The organism is Leclercia sp. M-A074-M (assembly GCF_965195605.1).
Taxonomy (GTDB): Bacteria; Pseudomonadota; Gammaproteobacteria; order Enterobacterales; family Enterobacteriaceae; genus Enterobacter.
The window spans coordinates 483,815-509,768 of record NZ_CBDAHM010000001.1 but is presented as its reverse complement, the minus strand read 5'-3'; the positions used below and the strand labels follow the sequence as shown (position 1 = coordinate 509,768).

Genomic DNA, 25,954 nt, shown 5'->3' with positions numbered 1-25,954 from the left:
GTTGTTAAGCGGGATCTCATTTCGGAATTGTGGCATAATGCCGGGTTTATCACACTTCTCGCAGGAATCTCCCGTGTTAGTTACCAGCAACGTCACTATGCAGTTTGGCAGTAAGCCGCTGTTCGAAAACATTTCCGTCAAGTTTGGCGGCGGCAACCGTTACGGCCTGATTGGTGCCAACGGTAGCGGAAAATCCACCTTCATGAAGATCCTCGGCGGCGATTTAGAGCCGACCCTGGGCAACGTTTCTCTCGATCCGAACGAGCGCATCGGTAAGCTGCGTCAGGATCAGTTCGCCTTTGAAGCGTTTACCGTGCTTGATACGGTGATCATGGGGCACGTTGAGCTGTGGGAAGTGAAGCAGGAGCGCGATCGCATCTACGGCCTTGCCGAAATGAGCGAAGAAGATGGCTATAAAGTGGCCGATCTCGAAACCCAGTACGGCGAAATGGACGGCTACTCCGCCGAAGCCCGCGCCGGTGAGCTGCTGCTCGGCGTCGGTATTCCGGTTGAACAGCATTACGGCCCGATGAGCGAAGTCGCGCCAGGCTGGAAGCTGCGTGTTCTGCTGGCGCAGGCGCTCTTCTCCAACCCGGATATCCTGCTGCTCGACGAACCGACGAACAACCTGGACATCGATACCATTCGCTGGCTGGAGCAGACGCTGAACGAGCGTAACAGCACCATGATCATCATCTCGCACGACCGTCACTTCCTGAACATGGTCTGCACCCACATGGCCGATCTCGACTACGGCGAGCTGCGCGTTTATCCGGGCAACTACGACGAGTACATGACCGCCGCGACCCAGGCGCGTGAGCGTCTGCTGGCCGACAACGCCAAGAAAAAGGCGCAGATTGCCGACCTGCAATCCTTCGTCAGCCGCTTTAGCGCCAACGCCTCTAAATCCCGTCAGGCCACCTCCCGCGCCCGTCAGATTGACAAAATCAAGCTGGAAGAAGTTAAAGCCTCCAGCCGTCAGAACCCGTTCATCCGCTTCGAGCAGGATAAGAAACTGTTCCGTAACGCGCTGGAAGTGGAAGCCCTCACCAAGGGCTTTGAAGAGGGGCCGCTGTTTAAAAACTTCAACCTGCTGCTGGAAGTGGGTGAGAAGATCGCGATTATCGGCGCCAACGGCGTGGGTAAATCCACCATGCTGAAGACCCTGGTGGGCGAACTCCAGCCGGACAGCGGCACCGTGAAGTGGTCCGAAAACGCCTCTATCGGCTATTACGCGCAGGATCACGAGTATGAGTTTGAAAACGACCTGACCGTATTCGAATGGATGAGCCAGTGGAAATCAGAAGGCGACGACGAGCAGGTGGTGCGCAGCTTCCTGGGCCGTCTGCTCTTCAGCCAGGACGATATCAAAAAACCGGCGAAGGTCCTCTCCGGGGGTGAGAAGGGCCGTATGCTGTTCGGCAAGCTGATGATGCAGAAACCGAACATTCTGGTGATGGACGAACCGACCAACCACCTGGATATGGAATCGATCGAATCGCTGAACATGGCGCTGGAGATGTATCAGGGCACCCTGATCTTCGTCTCCCACGACCGTGAGTTCGTCAGCTCGCTGGCGACCCGCGTAATTGAAATTACGCCGGAGCGCGTGGTGGACTTCAGCGGTAACTACGAAGACTACCTGCGCAGCAAAGGTATCGACGGCTAATCACCCGTTTCTGACCCTTCCCGTCCGGGGAGGGTCTGCTTTCCCCCTGTCTACACGCTTTCCCCCGCATTTTTCATAACTTCTTGTTTATAAACACAATATCAATGCGTTTATATAATTGGTATACCAATTATGGCACCATTTCACCTGTCATATAACTATCGGAAAATTGGTATAAAAACTTAAAAGAAAGGAGAACCGGCGGCGAGCGGAAATCAGGCAGTTTCGTGCAAAAAGCGGGATAAAAGCGGCACACACTTTGTAACCGTTATGCGGTGAGACATCATGACCTGTTGTTTGCGTTAAGAAAAATGATTTTTAACGTAACCGGAGCGCGGTCACAAAATTACCGGGGGGAGATTAAGCGGGGCGGCGACGCCCATACTGGACGCGCCGCCATAAAGGGGTCAGGCCATGCCGAGTGCGCGCTTGCCGTGAATGTTCAGATCATCAACGGTAAAGCGTGACTGCCACGTCGCTTCATAATCTTCACGCGGGAAATCGCCCGGCGAGGCGCCGGTTTCCAGCGCCGCTTTTACCTTCTTCGCATAGGCGAGGTTTTTCTCGCACATCGGCGCCGCCGGAATGTACATCACGTTGCCCCAGCCCTGCTGGTTCTCAACCGGGGCCACCGAGTGGATCACATCGCAGTGCCACCACACGGAGTCACCTGCTTCCAGAGCCGGAATGCTGGTCAGGGCTTCCATTAACAGCGGATGCCACTTCTCGGAAATCGGCAGCACGCGTCCTGGCGCCACGCCGCAGAGTTCATCTTCCGGCACATCATCCAGCAGCGGACGCAGCAGAATGTACGCCATCGCTTCCGGGATCGGCACCACGTGCAGCAGCCCCTGATCCGGGATCATGTCGGAGAGCGCCGTCCAGCCCTGGAAGGTGCGGAACACCGAGCATTTGGTGGTGTTATCCACGGTGTACTCTTCCACTTCGGTGCGGTGGGCGGCATCCCACGGATCGTACTGCTCGATATTGCCATCAAAGACCCGGGCGAAGACCTGCTGATAGGCCGGAAGCAACCAGCGCTCCAGCGCGCCGGAGTCAGTGTGCGCCCCCAGACCCTTCGAGGTGGTTCCCGGCGGACGGCGACGAATGCGGTCCGGGTAGATCACGCTGACGTCCGGGTTAAACCACTGTTTGCCGTTGCTCTCAAAAGTCCATAAACGGTTCAGGAACGACTGCACCTGGGCCATCTCTTCGCTCTGACGGGCTTCCATCTGGGCGTGCGACCAGTAGATCGGGTAGATCTCCGGGCGGGAGGCGGTGAGGGTGCCAAAGAAGTTATCCCCCGGACCTTTATAGACATCATCAAAACGGTTGAGATCCAGATAGTCGAGCATCGCGTTATCCCACGCCAGCGCCTGCTCACGCGGGAAATGACCTTTGATTACCGCACAGCCCCGGCGTTTCACCGCCTCGCGCTGCGCCGGGCTGATGTTACCGCTCTGCACGTCGGCAAAGGGGATCACCGGCCAGACAGGATCGCCTTTGCTTTTCAGGGCATTAATTTCTGCCACGCGGCTGGCAATTTTATCGCTCAGGCGATCAAACACGCCCTGCACGTCGCCAATCTGCGCCCGCAGGTCACGTTTCATCTGGCGGATGGCCGCTTTGTGATCAGCGGGCAAAGTTTCACTGGTAAACGTTAAGGTCATAACAGCCTCGCTATCTTTCATTCGAAAGTAAAAGTAATTACAAGTGATACTTTAGGTTAAAAAAAAGTTAATGCAAGTTAAATAACTTGATGAAGTGCACAACCCGGAGAAAAAGAGGGAGGTTCGCCGGAGGAGGCTCCGGCGGGAAAATCAGTTGCTGAAAGGCGGGGTGTTATCGAGGACGGCCTGAATCACGTTCAGCGCGCCCTGGTGGTTGTTGTCGTCGGTCTGATAGCGGGTGATGGCTTTGATATTTTCGCCCGCGTTACCCATGGCGAAGGAGTAGTGGGCAAATTTCAGCATTTCGGCGTCATTACCGCTGTCGCCAATGGCGACGCACGCCTGCGGGGAGATGTGCCAGCGTTTCAGCAGGCGGCTGATGCCGTTGGCTTTATGCAGGCCGGGAATGATCAGATCGACAAAGCCAAACCCGCTGGTCACCGGCTTCATGATGCCGTCGAGGGAGACATGCAGGGCGTCAATCAGGTTCGGGATATCGCTGTCCGGCAGGTTCAACGAGAACTTGAACAGTACGTCGTCGATGTCGCGATAGTCGCTGATGCGCTGTAAGCGGTGATAGTGTTTTGACATCAGGTCGACGAAGGCATCGGGTGCCTTGTCGCTGACGTAAGCACTCTCCAGACCGCAGGCGACAAAATTCAGGGCGCTATCTTTCAGCAGTTCGCCAATGACAATCTGCGACTCATGTTTGGTCAGTTCGCCGTGGAAGATCTGCTCGCCGTGATCGAACACCAGCGCGCCGTTCTCCGCCACGAAGGAGATCTGCGATTTCAGCTCCGGGAAGAAGGAGATGAGCTGGTAATACTGGTTGCCGCTGGCGACAACGAACTCGATATTGCGGGCCTGAAGTTGCTGGAACTGCGCCTGAAAGCGGTCACGATCGTACTGCTTGGCGTCATCAAGAAAAGTTCCGTCCATATCGGTGACGATAACTTTAACGGTCATACATTGCGCTCCTGGATATAACTGCGACCAGCAACATTCTAATAACAATGTGACCAAAACCACAAATTTAATTTCGAATGAAAGTGAAAAGCCGGGTGGCGCTGACGCTTACCCGGCCTACGGGGGGAATTGTAGGCCCGGTAAGCGTAGCGCCACCGGGCAATGGGGTTACAGCGTATGCTCAGTACGCGCAATAATATCGTCCTGCGCATCCGGTGACAGGGCGGTGAAGAATGCCGAGTAACCCGCCACGCGCACCACCAGATCACGATACTGATCCGGGTGTTTCTTCGCTTCCAGCAGCGTTTCGCGCGACACGATGTTGTACTGGATATGCCAGCCTTTATGCACCTCGAAGAAGGTGCGCAGCAGCACCATCAGCTTCTGGCGGTCGCTGTCGTTATCCAGCGTCGCCGGGTTGAGCTTCTGGTTCAGCAGCACGCCACCCAGAATCGCCTCGGTCGGCAGTTTGCCCACGGAGCCGATAACCGCGGTTGGGCCCAGGTGGTCCGTACCGGAGGCCGGGCTGGCCCCTTCCGCCAGCGGAGTATGCGCTTTACGCCCGTCCGGGGTCGCCATGGTTGCCGCGCCAAACGGCACGTTGGCGGAGATGGACGAGGTGCCGGCATAGTAGTTGCCGCCAATTGGACCGCGACCGTAGCGCGGGTTATGGTACTGCTTCAGCTCTTCGATGTAGGTCTGGTAGGCACGGGTCAGCAGCAGATCCACGCTGTCGTCGTCGTTGCCGTACTTCGGCGCGCCGTTGATCAGACGCTGGCGCAGCTGCTCGTGGGTCAGCCCCTCGTAATCATCCGCAAGGGCCGCCGCCAGCTGCTGCTGACCAATCGCCCCCTCTTCAAAGACCAGCTTCTTCACCGCCGCCAGGCTGTTGCCAAGGTTGGCGATGCCCACCTGCAGGCCGGATACCCAGTCGTACTTCGCGCCGCCCTGCTTGATGCTCTTCGCGCGCTCGATGCAATCATCCACCAGCGCCGAGCAGAGAATGTCGTGGACGTTCTCTTCCAGCATGGTGTCCACCACATATTCGATTTCGATGGACTTGCGGGTGTAGTAGCGGATCTGGCTATCCCAGGCGGTCATCACTTCGTCAAAGTTGTTGAAGTTGCCCGCCGAGAGCGCTTTTTCCTGCGGCAGGAATACTTTACCGCTGGTGGCGTCGCGGCCACCCTCCATCGCCGCCAGCATCACGCGGGCGAAGTTAATGAAGCTCATGCCGGTGCAGCGATAGCCCCACTTGCCGCCCACGGCGGTTTCGATACAGCCGATGGCCGCATAGTCGTAGGCGTCCTCTTTCTCTACCCCGAGCTTGATAAATTCCGGGATCACAATCTCATCGTTGTTGAAGGCTGGCATCCCGAAGCCACAGCGGATCACCTGCACGCAGGCGTCGAGGAAGTCGTTGCTCATGCCTGCATGGTAGCGCACGCTCAGGTTCGGCTGGGTGGAGCGCAGACGACCGCAGGATTCCAGAATCGCGTAAGAGAGCGGGTTCACCGCATCCATCGCCATACCGTTCACCAGTTTCTGTCCGCCGATGGTAACGTTCTGATACAGCGGGCTACCGGCAGAGGCTTTGGAGTGGGAGCCGGAGCGGATCTTGTTCACCTCCAGCAGCTTCAGCCAGCAGCTGTGCAGCAGCTCAATGGCGTGCTCACGATCCAGAGACTGGTTCAGCTCCACGTCGCGGCGGTAGTACGGGTAGAGATACTGGTCCATCCGGGCAAAGGAGACCGAATGGCCGTTGGACTCAATCTGCAGGATCAGCTGGATGAAATAGCACAGCTGCAACGCCTGCCAGAAGGTTTTTGGCGGTTCGTGGGCGATCACATCGCAGTTTTCCGCCATGGCCAGCAGTTCGTCGCGGCGGCGTTCGCGGGTTTCGCTGGCGGCCATCTCACGCGCCAGGTCGGCAAAGCGTTCGATATGCATACTTACCGCTTCCAGCACGATATCGATCGCTTTCAGGAACTGTTCACCGTGCAGATCATCCAGTACCGTCAGGTTGATGCGGGAGCGGCGCTCGGCCACCTTGTGGCGCAGGCCGTCGAGCCCCTTTTCCAGCAGCAGCGGGAAGTTCACCGCCAGGTGGGCGTCGCCGGAGGTCATGTTGCCTTCGGCTTTAATAATCCCGGTTTCCAGCAGGCCTTTTTGCTCATCGGTGAACATACCGTAGCAGCGATCCTGCACCGTCTGGCCACGCCACCACGGGCAGAGTTCATGCAGAACGCGTTTGTTCTCTTCGCTTACCGCAAAGCCCGCGCCCGGACGGTCGGCGAGATCGTCGATCTCTTTTTCAATCCACGAGACGGTGTATTCCGGGAAGATCGGCGCGGCGCGCACTTCGCTTGCCTGGTTACCCATAATCAGTTCGTCATGTTTGATCCAGATGGTGCGCTGCGCCAGGTGATGCGCCAGGGCCAGCGCGCGGCGGACCGGGATCGGCTTATCCATATGCTGCTGGTACATTTCCGTATAGTGCTGCGCACGTTCGGTACAGACCGGCGGCTTTACAATATGGACCAGGGCAGTTTTATGCGCCTTAATGCGATCGCTCAGGGTAGTAAGATTCAGCTGTGTCATAACATTATCCTCGTAAGGTCGCGGTTAACCCTTTCTGGGCGGCGTACTGCCGGGCAAAGTCCAGTAATGCAGGATTATCGAGCGGTTTATCTGGGGCAGAGTAGGGTTGGCCGAGCAGGGTGTATTTGTTCATGCCCAGCGTGTGATACGGTAAAAAATGGATGTCACGGACGTTCAGTTCATCCGCGGCAAAATTGGTAATCGCGGTAATCGACGCTTCATCGGCGTTAAAGCCCTGGATCAGCGGCACGCGAATGGTGAGCGTTTTCCCGGCGGCGGCGAGGCGTCTGAGGTTATCCAGCACCCGTTTCGCCGAGCCGTCGGTCCACTGCTTAAAGACCGCGCCGTCGACATGTTTCAGGTCGGTGAGAAACAGATCGATGTACGGTAACGACGGTTCGATATAGTGCCACGGCACGTGCAGACAGGTTTCCACGGCGGTATGAATGCCCGCGTCGTGGCTGGCCTGGAAGAGGGCGCGGGCCAGCGTCGGGTTCATAAAAGGTTCGCCCCCGGAGAGGGTGACGCCGCCGCCGCTGCGATCGTAAAACGGCTTATCCCGCAGGACGGTCGCCATGATCTCCTCCACCTGCTTCTCTTCACCGCAGACGGTCAGGGCCTGAGTCGGGCAGCAGTGGGTGAGGGCATCCAGATGGGTATCGTCGAGTTTTTCGCGGTGGATCACCAGGCCATTCAGCGTGCGGTGGATGACCGCGGGCGCCGCCTGCTGGCAGAGGTTACACCCCTCCAGGCACAGGCGAGCGTCGAACAGCAGATCCCGCGAGCGTTCGCGGCTTTCAGGGTTCTGACACCAGCGGCAGCCCAGGGAGCAGCCTTTCATAAAGACCACGGTACGAATCCCCGGGCCGTCGTGTGTCGAATAACGCTGAATGTTGAAGATCATAATGTCGCCTCTTGTTGCGTATGAAGATTAAATTACTTTCGAATGAAAGTTATCTTGACGCAAATCAACTCTGAGGCAGGTTTTGCCGTGATAGGGTTACGGCATAGTCATTTTTGAGGACCCCATCATGGAACTGTATCTCGACACATCCGACGTCATTACTGTTAAAAAACTGGCCCGCGTCTTTCCGCTGGCAGGCGTCACCACCAACCCAAGCATTGTTGCCGCGGGCAAAACGCCGCTGGAAGTCCTGCTGCCGCAGCTGCAGGAGGCGATGGGCGGCCAGGGCCGTCTGTTTGCCCAGGTGATGGCGACCAGCGCGGAAGGGATGGTGGAAGATGCGCTGAAGCTGCGCGGTATCGTCGCGGATCTGGTGGTCAAAGTGCCGGTCACGGCGGAAGGGCTGGCGGCCATTAAGATGCTGAAAGCGCAGGGTGTGCCGACGCTCGGTACGGCGGTCTACAGCGCGGCGCAGGGGCTGATGGCGGCGCTGGCGGGGGCGGAGTATGTCGCGCCCTATGTCAACCGCGTGGATGCGCAGGGCGGGGATGGCATTCAGACGGTGGCGGAGCTGCAACAACTGCTGACGCTCCACGCGCCGCACGCCAAAGTGCTGGCCGCGAGCTTCAAAACCCCGCGTCAGGCGCTGGATTGCCTGCTGGCGGGCTGTGAATCCATCACCCTGCCGCTGGATGTGGCCCAGCAACTGATTACCTCTCCGGCGGTGGACGCGGCGATTGCAAAATTTGAGCAGGACTGGCAGAACGCCTTTGGACGGACATCGATCTGACCTTATTGCCGGGCGGCGCTAACGCTTGCCCGGCCTACGGTTCGAGGTTTTTGTAGGCTGGGTAAGGCGAAGCCGCCACCCGGCATGTTTTACCCCCCGCACACCTCACACCCCGGATTGCGCATCAGCTTCATCTCGCGGAACTGGCAGGTCATCGCGTCGTACATCACGATTTTCCCCGCCGCGGGCGTGCCGTAACGGGCCAGCACCTTAATCGCCTCCATCGCCTGCATCGACCCGATCACCCCCACCAGCGGCGCCATCACCCCCGCCTCAACGCAGGTCAGGGCGTTTTCGCCAAACAGACGGCTCAGGCAGCGGTAGCAGGGCTCGCCCTCCGCGTACGTAAAGACGCTCACCTGTCCTTCCATACGGATCGCTGCCCCGGAAACCAGCGGTGTCTTATGAGCGAAACAGCCCGCATTGAGCTGATTGCGAATGGTGACGTTGTCGGTGCAGTCGAGCACCAGATCGTGTTGGGCTATCTGGTCAGAGAGCGCGGCGTCGTCGAGCAGGGCGTTGAGCAGCGTAAACTGCACGTTAGGGTTGATGCGCGAAAGCGATGCCTGGGCCGAGACCACTTTCGGCTCACCCAGGGTCGCATCGCTGTGCAGGGTCTGGCGTTGCAGGTTGGAGAGCGACACGGTGTCGAAATCGAGCAGCGTCATGCGCCCGACACCGGCCGCCGCCAGATACTGCGCCGCGGCGCAGCCTAATCCGCCGAGGCCGACCACCAGCACATTCGCGGCCTTTAACGCTTCCTGGCCGTCGAAATCAAAGCCGCGCAGCACAATCTGGCGATTGTAGCGCAGCATCTCGTTGTCGCTCAGCTCCACCGTCATGGTTAGCCTCCAAACAGGGCGTTAAACGGCTCGACTTCCACCCACTCACCCGCTTCCACGTTACCGCGTTCGCGCTCAAGCACGATAAAGCAGTTCCCCTGGCTGAAGGAGCTGAAGATATGCGAGCCCTGATGTCCGGTGGAGCGCACCTCCAGCTCGCCCTCGGCGTTACGCGCCAGAATGCCGCGCTGGAAGTCGAGACGGCCCGGCGATTTTTTCAGGCGGGTGGCGGCGCGGACGCGCTGGCGGGCAGGCAGGCTGTGCGCCCGGTTGCCGGAGAGCTTCGCCAGCAATGGTTGTACCAGCTGATAGAAGGTGAGCGCCGCAGAGACCGGGTTCCCCGGCAGGCCGCAGAACCAGCTATCCGGCAGTTTGCCGAAGGCGAAAGGTTTGCCGGGCTTGATGGCCAGTTTCCAGAAGCCGATCTCACCCAGTTCATCGAGGATCGTTTTGGTGTAGTCCGCTTCGCCCACCGAGACGCCACCGGAGCTCAGGACCACGTCGGCCACGCGATCGGCTTCGATAAAGGCCTCCCGCAGTTTTTGCGGATCGTCAGGAATAATGCCGAGGTTGATCACCTCACAGCCGAGCTGCTCCAGCATCAGGTGCACCGCCAGCCGGTTGGTGTCGTAGATCTGCCCTTCGGCCAGCGGCTGGCCCGGCAGCTGAAGCTCATCGCCGGTGGAGAAGAGCGCCACGCGCACCTGGCGCACCACGGCGATCTCTGCAATGCCCAGCGAGGCCAGCACCGGCAGTTCGGCGACGGTCAGTTTTGTCCCCGCCGGGAAGACGGTCGCGCCGAGGGCAATATCTTCCCCGCTGCGGCGGATATTTTGTCCCGGCTTAACGCTGGCGGTAAAACGCACGCCATCGTCGGTCTGCTCGGTCTCCTCCTGCATCACCACCGCATCGCAGCCTGGCGGCACCGGCGCGCCGGTCATAATGCGCACGCAGCTTCCGGCAGGCCATTCACCCTGGAAAGGCTGACCGGCAAAGGCTTTTCCCGCCACCAGCAGCGCGGTGCCTGCCGCCAGATCCGCCAGACGCACGGCGTAGCCATCCATCGCTGAGTTATCAAAGCCCGGCACGTTCAGGGGAGAGATGATGTCGGCGGCGGTCACGCGGCCAAAACAGCGCAGCAGCGGCAAGGTTTCCTGCTCTGTAAGCGGAGAAATTCGATCGAGCATCTGGGTGAGTGCCGTCTCAAGCGGCATCAGTCCGGCGGTAAAATCCATGGGTCACTCCAGGGAGAGAATAACGAAGGCGGCCATTATGGCAGAAAAGTGCCGTTAACTGTATGACACCATGGGCTTACCCTTTACATCACGGTGACGTCTTTCTATATTCAAAAATTATATGAATTGTCAGCCACGATAATGATATTTATAAAAAAAGCGGCCATTACGTGCCCAAAGGTAAAGTAAATGGGGAAGGCAGTCATCGCAATCCACGGCGGCGCCGGGGCTATCACCCGCGCGCAGCTTAGTCAGGAGCAGGAGAGGCGTTACGTTGAGGCGCTCTCATCGATTGTGGAAACCGGCCAGCGGATGCTGGAGGCGGGCGAAAGCGCGCTGGATGTGGTTACCGAGGCGGTACGCCTGCTGGAGGAGTGCCCGCTGTTTAACGCCGGGATTGGCGCGGTATTCACCCGGGATGAAACCCACGAGCTGGATGCCTGCGTGATGGACGGCATTAGCCTGAAAGCGGGCGCCGTGGCCGGGGTCAGCCATCTGCGCAACCCGGTGCTGGCCGCCCGTCTGGTGATGGAGCAGAGCCCGCACGTGCTGCTGGTCGGGGAGGGCGCCGAGAAATTTGCCTTTGCCCACGGCATGGAGCCGGTGTCGCCGGAGATTTTCTCTACCCCGGAGCGCTATCAGCAACTGCTGGCGGCCCGCGGGGCGGATGAAACCCGGCTCGACCACGCCGCCCCGCTGGACGAGGCGAGCAAAATGGGGACCGTGGGCGCCGTCGCGCTGGATAAAGCGGGGAATCTGGCTGCGGCCACCTCCACCGGGGGAATGACCAATAAACTGCCTGGCCGGGTGGGCGACAGCCCGCTGCCCGGTGCAGGCTGCTACGCCAATAACGCCAGCGTGGCGGTCTCCTGTACCGGTACCGGGGAGGTGTTTATCCGCACCCTGGCGGCCTATGACATTGCCGCGCTGATGGATTACGGCGGCTTAAGCCTGGCAGAAGCCTGCGAGCGGGTGGTAATGGAAAAACTCCCGGCGCTGGAGGGCAGCGGCGGGCTGATTGCCATCGATCGCGAGGGCAATGTGGCACTACCGTTTAACAGTGAGGGCATGTACCGTGCCTGGGGATACGCAGGCGATACGCCGAGCACCGGGATTTACCGTGAATAAGGGGGAGAGGCATGCCGCACAGTGATGAACTGGACAGTCAGCAGGTGCTGGCGGTACACAACCTGAACGTTGCCTTTTCCGACAACCGTCAGTCGATCCCGGCGGTTAAACACCTTTCTTTTTCGCTAAAACGCGGCGAGACGCTGGCGATTGTCGGTGAGTCCGGTTCCGGTAAATCGGTGACCGCGCTGTCGCTGATGCGCCTGATTGAACAGTCCGGCGGGCAGGTGGCGTGCGATAGCCTGCTGCTGCGCCGTCGCAATGGCCAGGTGAGCGATCTCACCGCCCTGAACCCCTCCCAGATGCGCAGCGTGCGCGGCGCGGATATCGCCATGATTTTCCAGGAGCCGATGACCTCCCTCAATCCGGTTTTTCCGGTGGGGGAGCAGATCGCCGAATCCATTCGCCTGCATCAGGGTCTGAACCGCGATGGGGCGCTGGCCGAAGCCCGGCGCATGCTGGAGCAGGTACGGATCCCGGAGGCCGACGCCGTGCTGTCGCGTTATCCGCACCAGCTTTCCGGCGGCATGCGCCAGCGGGTGATGATCGCCATGGCGCTCTCCTGTCGCCCGGCGGTGCTGATTGCCGATGAACCGACCACCGCGCTGGACGTCACCATCCAGGCGCAGATCCTGCAGCTCATCAAGGTGTTGCAGGAGGAGATGGAGATGGGGGTGATCTTTATCACCCACGATATGGGCGTGGTGGCGGATATCGCCGATCGGGTGCTGGTGATGTATCAGGGCGAGGCGGTTGAAACCGGCACTGTGGAGCAGGTTTTCCATGCCCCTGAGCACCCCTATACGAAGGCGCTGCTGGCCGCGGTGCCACGTCTGGGGGCGATGAACGGCAGCGATCTGCCCCGGCGTTTTCCGCTGATCTCCCTTGCCGAACCCGGCCATCAGGAGGCCGAAACCGAGCAGGATACCGTGGTGCCCGGCGAGCCCATTTTACAGGTGCGCGACCTGGTAACCCGCTTTCCCCTGCGCGGCGGCCTGTTTAACCGCGTCAGGCGCGAAGTCCACGCGGTGGAGAGCGTCAGTTTCGATTTATGGCCCGGCGAAACGCTGTCGCTGGTGGGCGAATCCGGCAGCGGCAAATCGACCACCGGCCGGGCGCTACTGCGGCTGGTGGAGGCCCAGGAGGGCACCATCACCTTTAACGGTGAGCGCATCGACACCCTGCCGGCCGGGAAGCTGCAACCCCTGCGGCGGGATATTCAGTTTATTTTCCAGGATCCCTACGCCTCCCTCGATCCCCGCCAGACGGTGGGCTATTCGATTATGGAGCCGCTGCGGGTGCATAACCTGCTGGACGGGGATGCCGCCCAGCGGCGGGTGGCGTGGCTGCTGGAGCGCGTGGGTCTCAAACCGGAACATGCCTGGCGCTATCCCCATGAATTTTCCGGCGGCCAGCGGCAGCGGATCTGTATTGCCCGCGCGCTGGCGCTGAACCCGAAGGTGGTGATTGCCGACGAGTCCGTCTCGGCGCTGGATGTCTCCATCCGGGCGCAGATCATTAATCTGCTGCTCGATTTACAGCGCGAGATGGGCATCGCCTTTCTGTTTATTTCCCACGATATGGCGGTGGTGGAGCGCATCAGCCACCGGGTGGCGGTGATGTACCTCGGGCAGATTGTCGAGATTGGCCCGCGGCGGGCGGTGTTTGAAAATCCGCAGCACCCTTACACCCGCAAACTGATGGCGGCGGTACCGGTGGCCGATCCGGCTCACCGGCAGGCCCGACGGGTGCTGCTGCAGGACGAGCTGCCGGGCAACATTCGCCAGCGGGGAGAACCCACCGAGCGCGTGGCGTTGCGGGAGGTCAGCCCCGGCCATTTCGTCGCGCCGCCGCGTCAGGACAATGCTTTTTCGCGTTTATAACTTAAGACAGCAGGGAACAACAGGAGAAGAACATGACAAAATTTGTTGCTCGCAGATGGCTGTTAGCCGCGAGCGTAACGGCGGTCCTCGCGGCCACGCCGGCCTTCGCAGCAAAAGATGTGGTCGTGGCGGTGGCCTCCAATTTCACCACCCTCGATCCCTATGATGCCAACGACACGCTCTCCCAGCAGGTGGCGAAGTCGTTTTATCAGGGGCTGTTCGGCCTCGATAAAGAGATGCAGCTGAAAAACGTACTGGCCGAGAGCTACACCGTCTCTGATGACGGGCTGGTCTACACCATCAAGCTGCGCAGCGGGGTGAAGTTCCAGGACGGCACCGACTTCAACGCGGAAGCGGTAAAGGTCAACCTCGATCGCGCCAGCAACCCGGACAACAGCCTCAAGCGCTACAACCTCTATAAAAATATCGCCAGCACCGAAGCCGTCGATCCCACCACGGTAAAAATCACTCTCAAAGAACCCTTCTCCGCCTTTATCAACATTCTGGCGCACCCGGCCACGGCGATGATCTCCCCGGCGGCGCTGAAAAAGTATGGCAAAGAGATTGGCTTCCATCCGGTGGGTACCGGGCCGTATGAGCTGGTGACCTGGAACCAGACCGACTTTGTGAAGGTGAAGAAATTTGCCGGTTACTGGCAGCAAGGGCTGCCGAAGCTGGACACCATCACCTGGCGTCCGGTGGTGGATAACAACACCCGCGCGGCGATGCTGCAGACCGGCGAAGCGCAGTTTGCCTTCCCGATCCCCTATGAGCAGGCTGCGCTGCTCGGCAAAAACAGCAAGCTGGAGCTGGTCGCCAGCCCGTCCATTATGCAGCGCTACATCAGCATGAACGTGACGCAAAAGCCGTTCGATAACCCGAAAGTGCGCGAGGCGATCAACTACGCCATCAACCGCGAGGCGCTGGTGAAGGTGGCCTTTGCGGGCTATGCCACTCCGGCAACCGGGGTCGTGCCGCCCACCATCGCCTATTCCCAGCAGTACCATCCGTGGGAATACAATCCGACAAAAGCGCGCGCGCTGCTGAAAGAGGCTGGCTACCCGAATGGCTTCAGCACTACCCTGTGGTCGTCGCACAATCACAGCACCGCCCAGAAGGTGCTGCAGTTTACCCAGCAGCAGCTGGCGCAGGTGGGCATTAAGGTGAAGGTGACGGCAATGGATGCCGGACAGCGTGCCGCCGAAGTGGAAGGCAAAGGGCAGAAAGAGAGCGGGGTGAGGATGTTCTACACCGGCTGGTCGGCCTCTACCGGCGAAGCCGACTGGGCGCTGTCGCCGCTGTTCGCCTCGCAAAACTGGCCGCCAACGCTGTTCAATACCGCGTTTTACAGCAATCCGCAGGTGGATAAAGATCTGACGGATGCCCTGAAAACCACCCAGCCGGAAGAGAAAGCGAAACTGTATAAGGACGCGCAGGATACCATCTGGAAGGAGTCGCCGTGGGTGCCGTTAGTGGTCGAGAAACTGGTTTCGGCGCATAACAAGGCGCTGACCGGGTTCTACATCATGCCGGATACCGGCTTTAGCTTTGACGACGCGGATCTGAAATAGAGCACTCATTCCCGCAGGCATGCCCCTGCGGGATGAGAGGAATGTGCATGCTGAATTATGTGATTAAACGCCTGCTTGGCCTGATCCCGACGCTGCTGATTGTCGCGGTGCTGGTCTTTTTATTTGTGCATCTGCTGCCAGGCGATCCGGCGCGGCTGATTGCCGGTCCGGAAGCGGATGCCACGGTCATTGAGCTGGTGCGTAAGCAACTGGGGCTGGATCAGCCGCTTTACCGGCAGTTCTGGCACTACATCACCAACGTCCTGCAGGGGGATTTTGGTACCTCGATGGTCTCCCGTCGGCCCGTTTCCGCGGAGATCGCCAGCCGCTTTATGCCCACCTTCTGGCTGACCCTCGCCAGCATGGCCTGGGCGGTGCTGTTTGGCCTGATGGCCGGGATTGTGGCAGCCGTGTGGCGTAACCGCTGGCCGGACCGGCTGGGTATGGCGCTGGCGGTGACCGGCATCTCCTTCCCGGCCTTTGCGCTGGGGATGCTGCTGATGCAGATCTTTTCCGTGGAGCTGGGCTGGCTGCCCACCGTGGGTGCGGACAGCTGGCGGCACTACATCCTGCCTTCGCTGACGCTCGGCGCGGCGGTGGCGGCAGTGATGGCCCGCTTCACCCGCGCCTCGTTCGTGGATGTGCTGAATGAAGACTATATGCGCACCGCCCGGGCGAAGGGGGTGAGCGAGAGGTGGGTGATCCTCAAGCACGGCCTGCGCAATGCGATGATCCCGGTGGTCACGATGATGGGACTACAGTTCGGTTTTCTGCTCGGCGGCTCCATCGTGGTGGAAAAGGTCTTCAACTGGCCGGGGCTTGGGCGCCTGTTGGTCGATTCTGTCGACATGCGCGACTACCCGGTGATCCAGGCGGAAGTGCTGCTCTTTTCGCTGGAGTTTATTCTTATCAACTTAGTGGTGGATGTCCTGTATGCCGCCATTAATCCGGCTATCAGGTATAAGTAAGATGCGACTGTTAAACTGGCGCCGGCAGGCCATGTTAAAGGCGATGCCGGGGCTCAAACCGGATCAGATCCGCACCCCGTGGCATGAATTCTGGCGACGTTTTCGTAAGCAGCCGGTGGCGATCGCCGCCGGGCTGTTCGTGCTGATGCTGATCCTTGTGGCGATACTGGCACCGTGGATCGTCCCGTTCGATGCGGAAAACTATTTCGATTACGACCGTCTGAACGAGGGGCCATCAATGATACACTGGTTCGGCGTGGACTCGCTGGGGCGTGATATCTTCAGCCGGGTGCTGATGGGGGCGCAGATTTCGCTGGCGGCGGGCGTGTTTGCGGTGCTGATTGGCGCGGCCATCGGTACGGTCCTGGGCCTGCTGGCGGGCTACTATGAGGGCTGGTGGGACCGGATTATCATGCGCATCTGTGATGTGCTCTTTGCCTTCCCCGGCATTCTGCTGGCGATTGCGGTGGTGGCGGTGATGGGCAACGGCATGGCCAACGTGATTATCGCCGTGGCGATCTTCTCCATTCCGGCCTTCGCCCGTCTGGTGCGCGGCAATACCCTTGTATTGAAACAGCAGACCTTTATCGAGTCGGCGCGCAGTATCGGCGCCAGCGACACCACGATTCTGTTTAATCACATCCTGCCGGGCACCGTCTCCTCCATCGTGGTCTATTTCACCATGCGTATTGGGGTGTCGATTATCTCCGCCGCCAGCCTGTCGTTCCTCGGCTTAGGCGCCCAGCCGCCCACCCCGGAATGGGGCGCAATGCTTAACGAGGCGCGGGCCGATATGGTGATTGCTCCGCACGTGGCGCTGTTCCCGAGCATGGCGATCTTCCTCACCGTGCTGGCGTTTAATCTGTTGGGTGATGGACTGCGGGACGCGCTGGACCCGCGCATTAAGGGGTGATCGGGTGCTCGCATTTATGCCGGGTGGCGCTGACGCTTACCCGGCCTACAAACGGCATTTAACCCGTAGGCCCGCGCAAGCGCAGCGCCGCCGGGCAAGGGCAGAGATTACTTGTCGACGCCGAAGCCCTGCTTAATCAGGGCTGGCAGTACGTCCGGGAAGTAAATGTGCTGGTAATAACCGCTCACGCTTTCACTCCAGGTTTCGCCGTCGGTACGGTTAATCGCCTGCCAGTGTTCGGTCATCTGCTGGTTGTAGCGGGTGATTTTCGCTTCCAGCCCGTCGGTGACATAGGCTTCGTCGTGGCGGAAGGTCTCCAGCGGCAGACGCGGTTTGTGATGGGATGGCACATCGACATGACCAATCACCACGCCCGCGACCGGGAAGGTGTGTTCCGGTAGCTCAAGCAGTTCAATCAGCTCTTGCGGCTTCAGACGGATCCCGCCAATCGGCACAATCCCCAGCCCTTCAGAACGGGCCGCCGCCATCACCGAGCCCAGGGCAATGCCCACGTCGGTCGCGCCTGCCACCAGGCTTTCGATACTCTGGTGCGCCACCTGCTCGTTACCCGCCAGCTTCATGCCAACCTCGGTTTTGTACATATCCAGCACAAAGGTGATAAACACCGGGGCTTTGGCAATCCACGGCTGGCCGCCGGCGATCTGTGAAATTTGCGCCCGCTTTTCGGCATCGCGCGTGACAATAACCGACACCTGCTGGGAATGGACGGAGGTAGGAGCACGGTAAGCAGTGCTGATAATGCGTTCGAGCGTGGTGTCATCGATGGCTTGATCGGTAAAGCTGCGCTCGCTTTTATGGTCGTTAAACAGGTCAATAATGGTGTTCATGCGTTCTCCCGTGTGAAGCGCAAAATCTTAACAGCCTGAAACTGTTTTGCATTTAACACTCTTTGCGGTTCACGCAGGCGAAAAGCCCGGCCAGCGGCCGGGTGGGGAGTTAGCGCAGCGCAGCAACCAGCGCTTTGGCCGTCTCTTCGGAGCTTGCCGGGTTCTGCCCGGTGATCAACTGGCCGTCTTCGACAATAAAGGATCCCCAGTTCGGGCCTTTCTGGTAGTTCGCACCCAGGGCGATCAACTCATCTTCCACCAGGAAAGGAACGATGTCGGTCAGCTCGACGTCGGCCTCTTCGCCATTGGTAAAACCGGTCACCTGACGGCCCTTGACCAGCGGCTCGCCAGAGGCGGCCTTCACATGGCGCAGAACGCCCGGAGCATGGCAGACGAAGCCGGTGAGTTTACCCGCGCGGGTGAAGGCTTCAATCAGGGAGATGGAGGTCTGGGATTCGGCCAGATCCCACAGCGGGCCGTGGCCGCCCGGATAGAAGACGGCATCAAAATCGTCCTGACGCACGCTGTCGAGCTTCAGGGTATTGGCGAGCTCGCGCTGGGCCGCCGGATCGGCTTTGAAGCGCCGGGTCAGTTCGGTCTGAAAATCGGCGGAATCACTTTTGGGATCCAGTGGCGGCTGGCCGCCCGCCGGGGAAGCCAGCACCACCTCGGCACCTGCGTCTTTGAAGACGTAATAGGGGGCGGCAAACTCCTCCAGCCAGAAGCCGGTTTTCTTGCCGGTATTGCCCAGTTCACTGTGAGAGGTGAGAACCATTAAGACTTTCATTGTTTTCTCCGGTGATGTGGATAGCTATAAAGGTAGCCTGGTTCAGCGAAGCCATCCCCGGAGGGAGGGCTGTTTCAGAATGATTACGGCAGCTTCCAGACAATCCTTGTTATCATCGGGAGATATCAGACACATCAAGGATCACATCAATGATTAAGGTGCGTGAAGCGAAAGCGGAAGATTACGCAGCATGGTTAGCGCTGTGGCAAGGCTATCTCGATTTTTACGGCACCGCGCTGGATGAGGCGGTGACGCTGGCGACCTGGCGCCGGGTATTATCCCCGGATTCGGGACTGTTTTGCCGACTGGCAGAAACGGAACAGGGTGTAGTGGGTTTTGCCATCTGCGTGCTGCATGAAGGCACCTGGGTAACCCAGCCGCTGTGTTATCTGGAAGATCTGTTTGTGGATGACGCGGCGCGCGGCAAAGGGGCGGGCAGGGCGCTGATCGAAGCCATTATTGCTGAGGCCCGGAATAAGGGCTGGTCGAAGGTCTACTGGGTGACCCGGGAGGGCAATCCGGCCCGGGCGCTCTATGACAAGCTGGCCACGGTGGATGATTACGTTCGCTACCGGATTACGATCTAACTCGGTGCATAGTCAGCCCCTCTCTTTAGAGAGAGGGCTGGAATGAGAGGAAATCCCTTAGCCTAATTTGACGTATTCAGCCTTCTTTGTTGGACCCACGAGATCCCTCTCTTTTTCACGCTGGCCTACTTGTGCAAGTTTGTTGCCGTCAATCGTTGCCCAGAAGTCTGCGGCGCGTTGGGCCGCAGCCATCGCTTTGGTGGAATCAATTTTTTTGTTTTGCTTGATCATAACCTCTCCCGGTTAGTTTTTGACCATTGCATCTGAGTTTACAGCGGTCGTCTTTGCCTGACAAACAGTCCATTTTTATGTCAGGTCATACTCATCACTTTACGTCGAATCATTGCCTGAATATCTGCTACTGAAGAAGACATTTTATTGGGTGCGTAAAAAACTTGTGAGAACCCATATGCTCGATATCGTGGTTTTATCTCCTCCAATGGATTTTCTATAACCACATCCTCAAGTTCCATCATGCTGCAAAATATTGTCGAATAGACCAGTGCAATGATAAAGACGTTGCCTGTAAGTGCGGAGTGTTCATCAGTTATCAGATTTTCCAGCATACAAATGGCGAACTCTTCCCGGCGAGCATCATATTTGCAAATTATCGCTGCATGCAGGGCGCCGGGATCGTTAGCCTTCGTACTTTTTAGGCTGATATCTAAAATGCCGTCATCGTTGGCGCTTCCATGATAATGCTCCATCCCCCATCGCCAGTTGAGAACAGCGTTATCGCTCTCTTTATGAAGATAATTTTTGTCTGTTTGACTTAACGCGCTGACTACAATGCTGCCCCAACCGAAACCCTGTATGATTTTTTGGGTAGTGTTAAGGCACTGCTCGTGTATTTCCTGGAGCGATAAATTGCGCATTTCATCAGCCTTCCTTAGCTGTCATCTTCTCACGTTGTCGTGAGAGAAAACGGTCATAACCCGATTCGGTTTAATGTTATTGGCGTACAAACACCCTACGCCGCAAACAGGCACGGTTAAAGCAGGGAAATAGCGCAGAATTCAATCCTGCGAGGCGCCTTCAGAAAAGATGTAAATCTACCCGGCCTGGGCATTGTTCCCCCCGCTGGCATTCTGTGCACTCCTCCACAAAAGCGCACATAACCCGCCGTCGCGTTCCCTCCGCCCGCGCATTTGCGGGCATCATATCCCCATGACACTCCAGTTGTGGGATAAGCCATGCGTAATGAAATCCTGAGCTTTTTGGCCAACCAGACCGATTTTTTTGACCCGCAAAACCTGAGTGAGGTCTTTACCGCCAGCTATCTGGCAGAGCGGTTTGATCTCAAACGCAACACCGCCAGCCACTATCTGAACCAGCTGGTAGCGCAGGGCGAGCTGGTTAAAATCAATACCCGGCCGGTCTACTTCCTGCACAAGAAAGCCTTCAGCCAGCAGTTCTCCCCTCTGTCAGGTAACGAATACGACAGCATTGCGCAGCTGCTTAACGACGGCACCAGTGAACAGGCGCCCCCGGATCACTTTTCGCTGCTGATCGGTCATGATGGCAGCCTGAAGAAGGCCATTGCCCAGCTGAAAACGGCGCTCTTTTACCCCGATGGTGGTCTGCCGCTGCTGATCACCGGGGAGAGCGGCACCGGCAAAAGCTATATGGCGAACCTGATGCATGCCTACGCCATCTCGCAGGGGCTACTGGCGGATGATGCCCCCTTTGTCAGCTTCAACTGCGCCCAGTACGCCAGCAACCCGGAGCTGCTGGCGGCAAACCTGTTTGGCTATGTGAAAGGGGCTTTTACCGGCGCGCAGACCGACAGGCAGGGGGCCTTTGAGGCCGCCGACGGCGGAATGCTGTTTCTCGACGAAGTGCATCGCCTGAATGCCGAAGGCCAGGAGAAACTCTTTACCTGGCTCGATCGCAAGGAGATCTACCGGGTGGGGGAAACCGCCCAGGGTCGTCCCATCACCACCCGGCTGGTCTTTGCCACTACCGAGGATCTGCACAGCACCTTCTTAACCACCTTCCTGCGGCGTATCCCCATTCTGGTCACGCTGCCCGACCTTAACGCGCGTTCCCGCCAGGAAAAAGAGGCGTTGATCCTTCAGTTCTTCTGGCGGGAAGCGAAGAAGCTGGATGTTCCCCTGACTCTTACGCCCCGACTGCGCCAGGTGCTTCTCCACGTCCTTTATCGCGGTAACGTGGGCGAGCTGAAAAACGTGGTTAAGTATGCGGTCGCCGCGGCATGGGCCAGGCAGCGGGGGCAGGAGACAATTAGCGTTACCCTTCAGGATCTGCCGGAGAAGGTGCTGGCTGCCATCCCGACGCTGAGCGATGCGCCCGTGGTGGAAGAGCCGCTGACGATAGCGCCGCAGACCAACCTGCTGTGGCTGCTCCGCGCCCACGACCGGACCCAGGGGTTGATCCATGACACCCAGTGTCAGGTGCTGGCTCTGTACGAAGAGGTGATCGCCGGTCGGTCAGACTGGGAGGATGTGCACCGGCGGATGGGGGAAGAGATCGAAACCCTGTTCGACAGGCTGGTGTTCCATCATCGCGAGACTACCGCCTCGCCACTGTTGCAGCTCACCACCCAGCAGGTGCGGGAGGCGTTTTACCGCCTGGAGCAGCAGTTTAACGTGCAGTTTAACGGCAATGGGATCTACGCCCTGAGCCACTATCTTGTGCATCGCGCCCATGGGGGGCTCTCGGCCCTGAGCCAGGAGCGTGTCCGTCTGCTGGATGATTTCCTGGCGCAAAAGTACCCCCAGCTGTACCGTTTTTGCCAGGCGATGATCGCCGCCCTGACGCAAAAACTCGATATCGACGCCCAGCGCATCGATGCCCTGCTGCTGGTGCTGTGGCTACATAAAGCCGGGGCGGTAAGTCAATCCCAGGTGACGCGGGCGGTGATCCTGGCCCACGGCTACGCCACCGCCAGCAGTATTGCTAACGTGGCGAATCGCTTACTGAAACAGACCGTTTTTGAATCCTTCGACATGCCCCTCGACGTTACGCCGGAGGCGATTGCCCAGCAGGTCATGCACTACATCGAAAGTAACGCCGTGACGTCTGGGCTGATGATCCTGGTGGATATGGGGTCGCTTAATGCTATCCATAGCCACTTTCAGCGTCGCCTCTCGACCCCGGTGGCGATTGTGAATAACGTCTCCACCAGCATGGCGCTCTATGTCGGAGAGCGGATCCTGCAAGGGCACCACATTGAAGCGATTGCTCAGGAGGTTGGCGCGGATTTACCGGTGGAGCACCAGATCTTCTGGCCGCAGGCCAGTAAACCCCGGGTGATCCTCACCACCTGCATCACCGGAATCGGCGCGGCGGCCAATCTCTGTCATCTGCTGAAGGCCAGCATCCCGGAGGCGCTGGGGATAGAGGTGATCGCCTGCGATTACGAGATGCTCAGCGCCCCCCAGGAGCGGACGGTGGCCTTCAACCGCTACGACATACTGGCGATTGTCGGCACCTTCGATCCACAGGTGCCCGCTGTGCCGTGGATCTCGCTGGATTCGCTGATTGCCGGGGAGGGGACGCGACCGCTGATGCGCATCTTTGGTGACATTGCCACCCAGGAGCAGGTGGACGAGATTAACAATCTGCTGCTGAAGAACTTCTCCCTGCGGCGGGTGATTGAGTCGGTCACCATTCTGGATACCACCAAAGTGATTAACCAGGTGGAGCAGTTTGTCTTTCGCTATGAGCATCTGGCTGGCTACCAGGTACCAAACGAACGCAAGGTGGCGCTCTATGTGCACATTAGCTGTCTGATCGAGCGGCTCATCCGCAACGCGTCACCTTCCACCTATGCCGGACAACAGTGTCCTGAAAGCGAGCTGGCGCTGCTGCGCCAGGCCTTTAGTGTCATTGAGAGCAGTTATAGTGTCAAAATCCCCGTCGTCGAGCTCTGTTATATCCACAATATTCTGACCCTGGATACGGAATTTATTCAGGCAGATCAAGAGTTTTAAACCCTCCCATCCTTCTCTCCTCCCACGCGCCACTTTTTCTGGCACGTGGGTTGCACTCTCTGTTTAGCACATCGCTGCACAGTGGAATGAGCTTTCGAGGACAGGATGAAACGACATTACATTTTTGCCAGTCACGGCACCTTTGCCCGCGGGTTACTCGATTCGGTTGAGCTGATCCTCGGCAAGCAGCAGGACATCCATACGCTCTGCGCCTACGTCGACGAGAACCGCGATTTAACCGAGCAGGTAGAAACCTTACTCGCCAGCCTGCCCGAAGAGGATGAGGTGATTGCGATCACCGATATTTTTGCCGGTAGCGTCAACAACGAATTTATCCGCTTTTTGCACCGGCCAAATTTTCATTTGATCGCAGGCCTCAATCTCCCGTTGGTGATCGGCTTGCTGATTTCAGCGGATGAGCAGGATAGCGAGAAATTAATTCACGAAGCGTTATTCAGTTCCAGAGAGAGTATTCAGTATTGCAACCAGTCTATTGCCAGTGCGCTGCAGGCGGATAAAGACTTCTGATCGAGAGGAAGAATAATGATTACGTTATTACGCGTTGACCACCGATTATTACACGGACAGGTCGCCTTTTCCTGGACCCAGTATGTCGGGGCGGATTGCATATTAATTGCCAACGACAGTGTGCCCAATGATGAATTACGTAAAACGACCATCAAGCTGGCAAAACCGCCCGCGGTGAAGCTGGTGATTAAAAATATCAACGACTCCATTGAAGCCATTAAAAGCGGCGTCACCGATAAATATCATCTTTTTATCGTTGTGGAGTCCGTAGACGATGCCTGGCGTTTAGCTTCGGCGGTGGACGGTATTAAAAGCATTAATCTTGGCGGCATTAAAGCGAAAGAGGGGGCGCGCAATATCTCTAAGGCCATTAATTTGCTGCCGGACGAAATAGAAAAACTTACTCAACTGGTCGGCAACGGTATTGAAGTCGAAATACGCCAGGTGCCGAACGATCGCAAGCAGTTATTAGCCGAAACGCTGTAATTCATGAGGACTCACTATGGTAGAGGCACTTTTACTCGGACTGGTGGCGTTTATCGCCCAGTCTGAATATGCCCTCGGCACCTCGCTGCTCTCCCGGCCCATTGTCACCGGCCTGTTAACCGGGCTGGTGTTGGGCGATGTGCAGACGGGGGTGGTGATGGGCGCGACGCTCGAGCTGGCGTTTATCGGCTCGTTTTCGGTGGGGGCGTCGATCCCGCCGGACGTGGTCACCGGCGGGGTGCTCGGCGTGGCATTCGCCATCACCTCCGGGGCGGGAACGGAAACGGCGCTGCTGCTCGGCCTGCCAATCGCCACCCTGACGCTGGTGCTGAAAAACGTCTATCTCGGCATGTTTATCCCCATGCTCAGCCAGAAGGCCGACAGCTATGCCGAACAGGCGGATACCGGCGGTATCGAGCGGATGCACCTTATCGCCGGGTTTGGTCTGTCGCTGATGCTGGCGGCGGTGGTGACGGTGTCATTCCTGGTGGGCAGCAGCGCGGTGAAATCATTGCTGGATGCCATCCCGGAATTTATTAAGCACGGGTTAAGCGTGGCGACGGGGATCATTCCGGCGCTGGGCTTTGCCATGCTCGCCCGGCTGTTGATCAACAAAAAAGTGGCCCCGTTCTTCTTCCTCGGCTTTGCCCTGATGGCGTACCTGAAAATACCCGTCACCGGTATCGCCATTCTCGGTGCCATTGTGGCGGTGGTGATGGTCAATATGACCGCCCCTAACGCTCCCCGTACAACGACCGATCAAGGAGTCGCTGATGACGACGAAGATTTCTGAAGAGACCCTGCCCGAGACGCAGGATGAGAACGCGATTAACGCCCGCGATCTGCGCCGGGTGTTCTGGCGGTCGTTCCAGATGGAGTTTTCCTGGAACTATGAGCGGCAGATGAACCTTGCCTTCGTCTATGCCCTGATCCCGGTGCTGAAAAAGCTCTATCCGCAAAAGGCCGCGCTGGCGGCGGCACTAAAACGCCACCTGGTGTTCTTCAACACCACGCCGCATATCGTCACGCTGCTGCTGGGCATCACCACGGCGATGGAGGAGAAAAACAGCCAGCAAAACGAGATGGACGGCACGGCAATCGACAACGTGAAGGCGTCGCTGATGGGGCCGCTGGCCGGGCTGGGGGACTCCTTCTTCTGGGGGACGCTGCGCCTGATCGCCACCGGGATCGGCACCAGCCTGGCGCTGCAGGGCAACATCCTGGGGCCAATCCTGTTCCTGCTGGTGTTTAACGTGCCGCACATTCTGGTGCGCTGGCTTTTTACCCGCTGGGGATACGTGCTGGGCACCGGGGTGCTCCATCGGGTGCAGAAGAGCGGGATGATGGAGAGCCTTACCTACGGGGCGTCGATTATCGGGCTGATGGTGGTGGGGGCGATGGCCGCCTCGATGATCAACATCACTATCCCTGTCTCCTTCGGCGCGGGAGAGGCGAAAACCGAGGTCCAGGGGATCATCGACAACATCATGCCTTGTCTGCTGCCCCTTATCAGCTTCGGCATTGTCTACTGGCTGCTGGGGCGCAAGGTAAAACCGCTCACCATCATCGGCGGCATGGCGCTGGTGGGCATTCTGGGTTCGTGGATCGGTCTGTTTTAAGCG

The 25,954-nt window shown here is 58.5% G+C and carries 23 protein-coding genes; 13 read left to right on the top strand and 10 right to left on the bottom strand.

Going from position 1 to position 25,954, the window contains the following annotated elements; all coding sequences use genetic code 11:
- The first annotated feature begins 73 nt into the window (after positions 1–73).
- A complete protein-coding gene (locus ACOKCT_RS02535; RefSeq protein ID WP_103823489.1) occupies positions 74–1,669 on the top strand; it encodes an ABC-F family ATPase in 1,596 nt (531 codons plus the stop codon).
- A 407-nt stretch (positions 1,670–2,076) separates the two neighbouring features.
- On the opposite strand, the gene ACOKCT_RS02530 is transcribed toward ACOKCT_RS02535, so the two are convergent.
- The 4 genes from ACOKCT_RS02530 to ACOKCT_RS02515 form a co-directional block, all read right to left on the bottom strand.
- A complete protein-coding gene (locus tag ACOKCT_RS02530) occupies positions 2,077–3,339 on the bottom strand; it encodes a DUF1479 domain-containing protein (protein WP_103178807.1) in 1,263 nt (420 codons plus the stop codon).
- A 150-nt stretch (positions 3,340–3,489) separates the two neighbouring features.
- Positions 3,490–4,305: a Cof-type HAD-IIB family hydrolase gene (locus tag ACOKCT_RS02525; protein WP_103178808.1), complete on the bottom strand. Its 816-nt coding sequence runs from the start codon at positions 4,303–4,305 to the stop codon at positions 3,490–3,492.
- A gap of 168 nt (positions 4,306–4,473) precedes the next feature.
- Entirely contained in the window at positions 4,474–6,906 is a 2,433-nt protein-coding gene (locus ACOKCT_RS02520; RefSeq protein ID WP_325940378.1) for a formate C-acetyltransferase/glycerol dehydratase family glycyl radical enzyme, read from the bottom strand.
- A 4-nt stretch (positions 6,907–6,910) separates the two neighbouring features.
- Positions 6,911–7,810: a glycyl-radical enzyme activating protein gene (locus ACOKCT_RS02515; protein ID WP_159339249.1), complete on the bottom strand. Its 900-nt coding sequence runs from the start codon at positions 7,808–7,810 to the stop codon at positions 6,911–6,913.
- 127 nt (positions 7,811–7,937) lie between these two features.
- Between ACOKCT_RS02515 and fsa the strand changes: the two genes are divergently transcribed.
- Positions 7,938–8,600, top strand: a complete 663-nt coding sequence (gene fsa, locus ACOKCT_RS02510; protein WP_159339248.1) for a fructose-6-phosphate aldolase — start codon at positions 7,938–7,940, stop codon at positions 8,598–8,600.
- A gap of 89 nt (positions 8,601–8,689) precedes the next feature.
- On the opposite strand, the gene moeB is transcribed toward fsa, so the two are convergent.
- Together moeB and moeA are read right to left on the bottom strand one after the other, a co-directional pair.
- The gene (gene moeB / locus ACOKCT_RS02505) at positions 8,690–9,442 is read right to left on the bottom strand and encodes a molybdopterin-synthase adenylyltransferase MoeB (protein ID WP_156654151.1); all 753 of its coding nucleotides are present in this window, start codon (positions 9,440–9,442) and stop codon (positions 8,690–8,692) included.
- A 2-nt stretch (positions 9,443–9,444) separates the two neighbouring features.
- Entirely contained in the window at positions 9,445–10,677 is a 1,233-nt protein-coding gene (gene moeA, locus ACOKCT_RS02500; protein ID WP_159339247.1) for a molybdopterin molybdotransferase MoeA, read from the bottom strand.
- A gap of 189 nt (positions 10,678–10,866) precedes the next feature.
- Here moeA and iaaA point away from each other — a divergent pair, with 189 nt between their 5' ends.
- The 5 genes from iaaA to gsiD are packed head-to-tail and all read left to right on the top strand — an operon-like array spanning position 10,867 to position 17,140.
- Positions 10,867–11,805, top strand: coding sequence for a beta-aspartyl-peptidase (gene iaaA / locus ACOKCT_RS02495; RefSeq protein WP_159339246.1), 939 nt, complete (start codon positions 10,867–10,869; stop codon positions 11,803–11,805).
- Positions 11,806–11,816: 11 nt separating this feature from the next.
- On the top strand, positions 11,817–13,688 hold the full coding sequence (gsiA, locus tag ACOKCT_RS02490; protein WP_159339245.1) for a glutathione ABC transporter ATP-binding protein GsiA: 1,872 nt from the start codon (positions 11,817–11,819) through the stop codon (positions 13,686–13,688).
- Between the two features lie 32 nt (positions 13,689–13,720).
- Complete coding sequence (gene gsiB, locus ACOKCT_RS02485; RefSeq protein ID WP_156654155.1) at positions 13,721–15,259, top strand: glutathione ABC transporter substrate-binding protein GsiB; 1,539 nt, start codon at positions 13,721–13,723, stop codon at positions 15,257–15,259.
- A 47-nt stretch (positions 15,260–15,306) separates the two neighbouring features.
- Positions 15,307–16,227, top strand: coding sequence for a glutathione ABC transporter permease GsiC (gene gsiC / locus ACOKCT_RS02480; protein WP_103178817.1), 921 nt, complete (start codon positions 15,307–15,309; stop codon positions 16,225–16,227).
- A gap of 1 nt (position 16,228) precedes the next feature.
- Entirely contained in the window at positions 16,229–17,140 is a 912-nt protein-coding gene (gene gsiD / locus ACOKCT_RS02475) for a glutathione ABC transporter permease GsiD (protein WP_420193128.1), read from the top strand.
- 107 nt (positions 17,141–17,247) lie between these two features.
- Here the strand turns inward: gsiD and ACOKCT_RS02470 are convergent, their stop codons facing one another.
- Both ACOKCT_RS02470 and ACOKCT_RS02465 read right to left on the bottom strand, forming a co-directional pair.
- Positions 17,248–17,988, bottom strand: coding sequence for a nitroreductase family protein (locus ACOKCT_RS02470; RefSeq protein ID WP_159339243.1), 741 nt, complete (start codon positions 17,986–17,988; stop codon positions 17,248–17,250).
- A gap of 109 nt (positions 17,989–18,097) precedes the next feature.
- On the bottom strand, positions 18,098–18,775 hold the full coding sequence (locus tag ACOKCT_RS02465; RefSeq protein WP_159339242.1) for a type 1 glutamine amidotransferase domain-containing protein: 678 nt from the start codon (positions 18,773–18,775) through the stop codon (positions 18,098–18,100).
- Between the two features lie 149 nt (positions 18,776–18,924).
- Between ACOKCT_RS02465 and ACOKCT_RS02460 the strand changes: the two genes are divergently transcribed.
- Entirely contained in the window at positions 18,925–19,362 is a 438-nt protein-coding gene (locus tag ACOKCT_RS02460) for a GNAT family N-acetyltransferase (RefSeq protein ID WP_103178821.1), read from the top strand.
- Between the two features lie 57 nt (positions 19,363–19,419).
- Here ACOKCT_RS02460 and ACOKCT_RS02455 read toward each other — a convergent pair whose 3' ends face one another.
- Positions 19,420–19,593, bottom strand: coding sequence for a hypothetical protein (locus tag ACOKCT_RS02455; RefSeq protein WP_168192009.1), 174 nt, complete (start codon positions 19,591–19,593; stop codon positions 19,420–19,422).
- 80 nt (positions 19,594–19,673) lie between these two features.
- Complete coding sequence (locus ACOKCT_RS02450; protein ID WP_159339241.1) at positions 19,674–20,237, bottom strand: hypothetical protein; 564 nt, start codon at positions 20,235–20,237, stop codon at positions 19,674–19,676.
- 318 nt (positions 20,238–20,555) lie between these two features.
- On the opposite strand from ACOKCT_RS02450, the gene ACOKCT_RS02445 reads away from it, so the two are divergent.
- The 5 genes from ACOKCT_RS02445 (at position 20,556) to ACOKCT_RS02425 (ending at position 25,951) form a co-directional block, all read left to right on the top strand.
- Complete coding sequence (locus ACOKCT_RS02445) at positions 20,556–23,318, top strand: sigma 54-interacting transcriptional regulator (RefSeq protein WP_159339240.1); 2,763 nt, start codon at positions 20,556–20,558, stop codon at positions 23,316–23,318.
- 105 nt (positions 23,319–23,423) lie between these two features.
- On the top strand, positions 23,424–23,846 hold the full coding sequence (locus ACOKCT_RS02440; RefSeq protein WP_156654159.1) for a PTS sugar transporter subunit IIA: 423 nt from the start codon (positions 23,424–23,426) through the stop codon (positions 23,844–23,846).
- Positions 23,847–23,861: 15 nt separating this feature from the next.
- The gene (locus tag ACOKCT_RS02435; protein WP_103178825.1) at positions 23,862–24,332 is read left to right on the top strand and encodes a PTS sugar transporter subunit IIB; all 471 of its coding nucleotides are present in this window, start codon (positions 23,862–23,864) and stop codon (positions 24,330–24,332) included.
- A gap of 16 nt (positions 24,333–24,348) precedes the next feature.
- Complete coding sequence (locus tag ACOKCT_RS02430; RefSeq protein WP_156654160.1) at positions 24,349–25,125, top strand: PTS mannose/fructose/sorbose/N-acetylgalactosamine transporter subunit IIC; 777 nt, start codon at positions 24,349–24,351, stop codon at positions 25,123–25,125.
- The gene (locus ACOKCT_RS02425) at positions 25,106–25,951 is read left to right on the top strand and encodes a PTS system mannose/fructose/sorbose family transporter subunit IID (RefSeq protein WP_103178827.1); all 846 of its coding nucleotides are present in this window, start codon (positions 25,106–25,108) and stop codon (positions 25,949–25,951) included. Before ACOKCT_RS02430 ends, ACOKCT_RS02425 begins: the two co-directional genes overlap by 20 nt.
- The last annotated feature ends 3 nt before the right edge of the window (positions 25,952–25,954 follow it).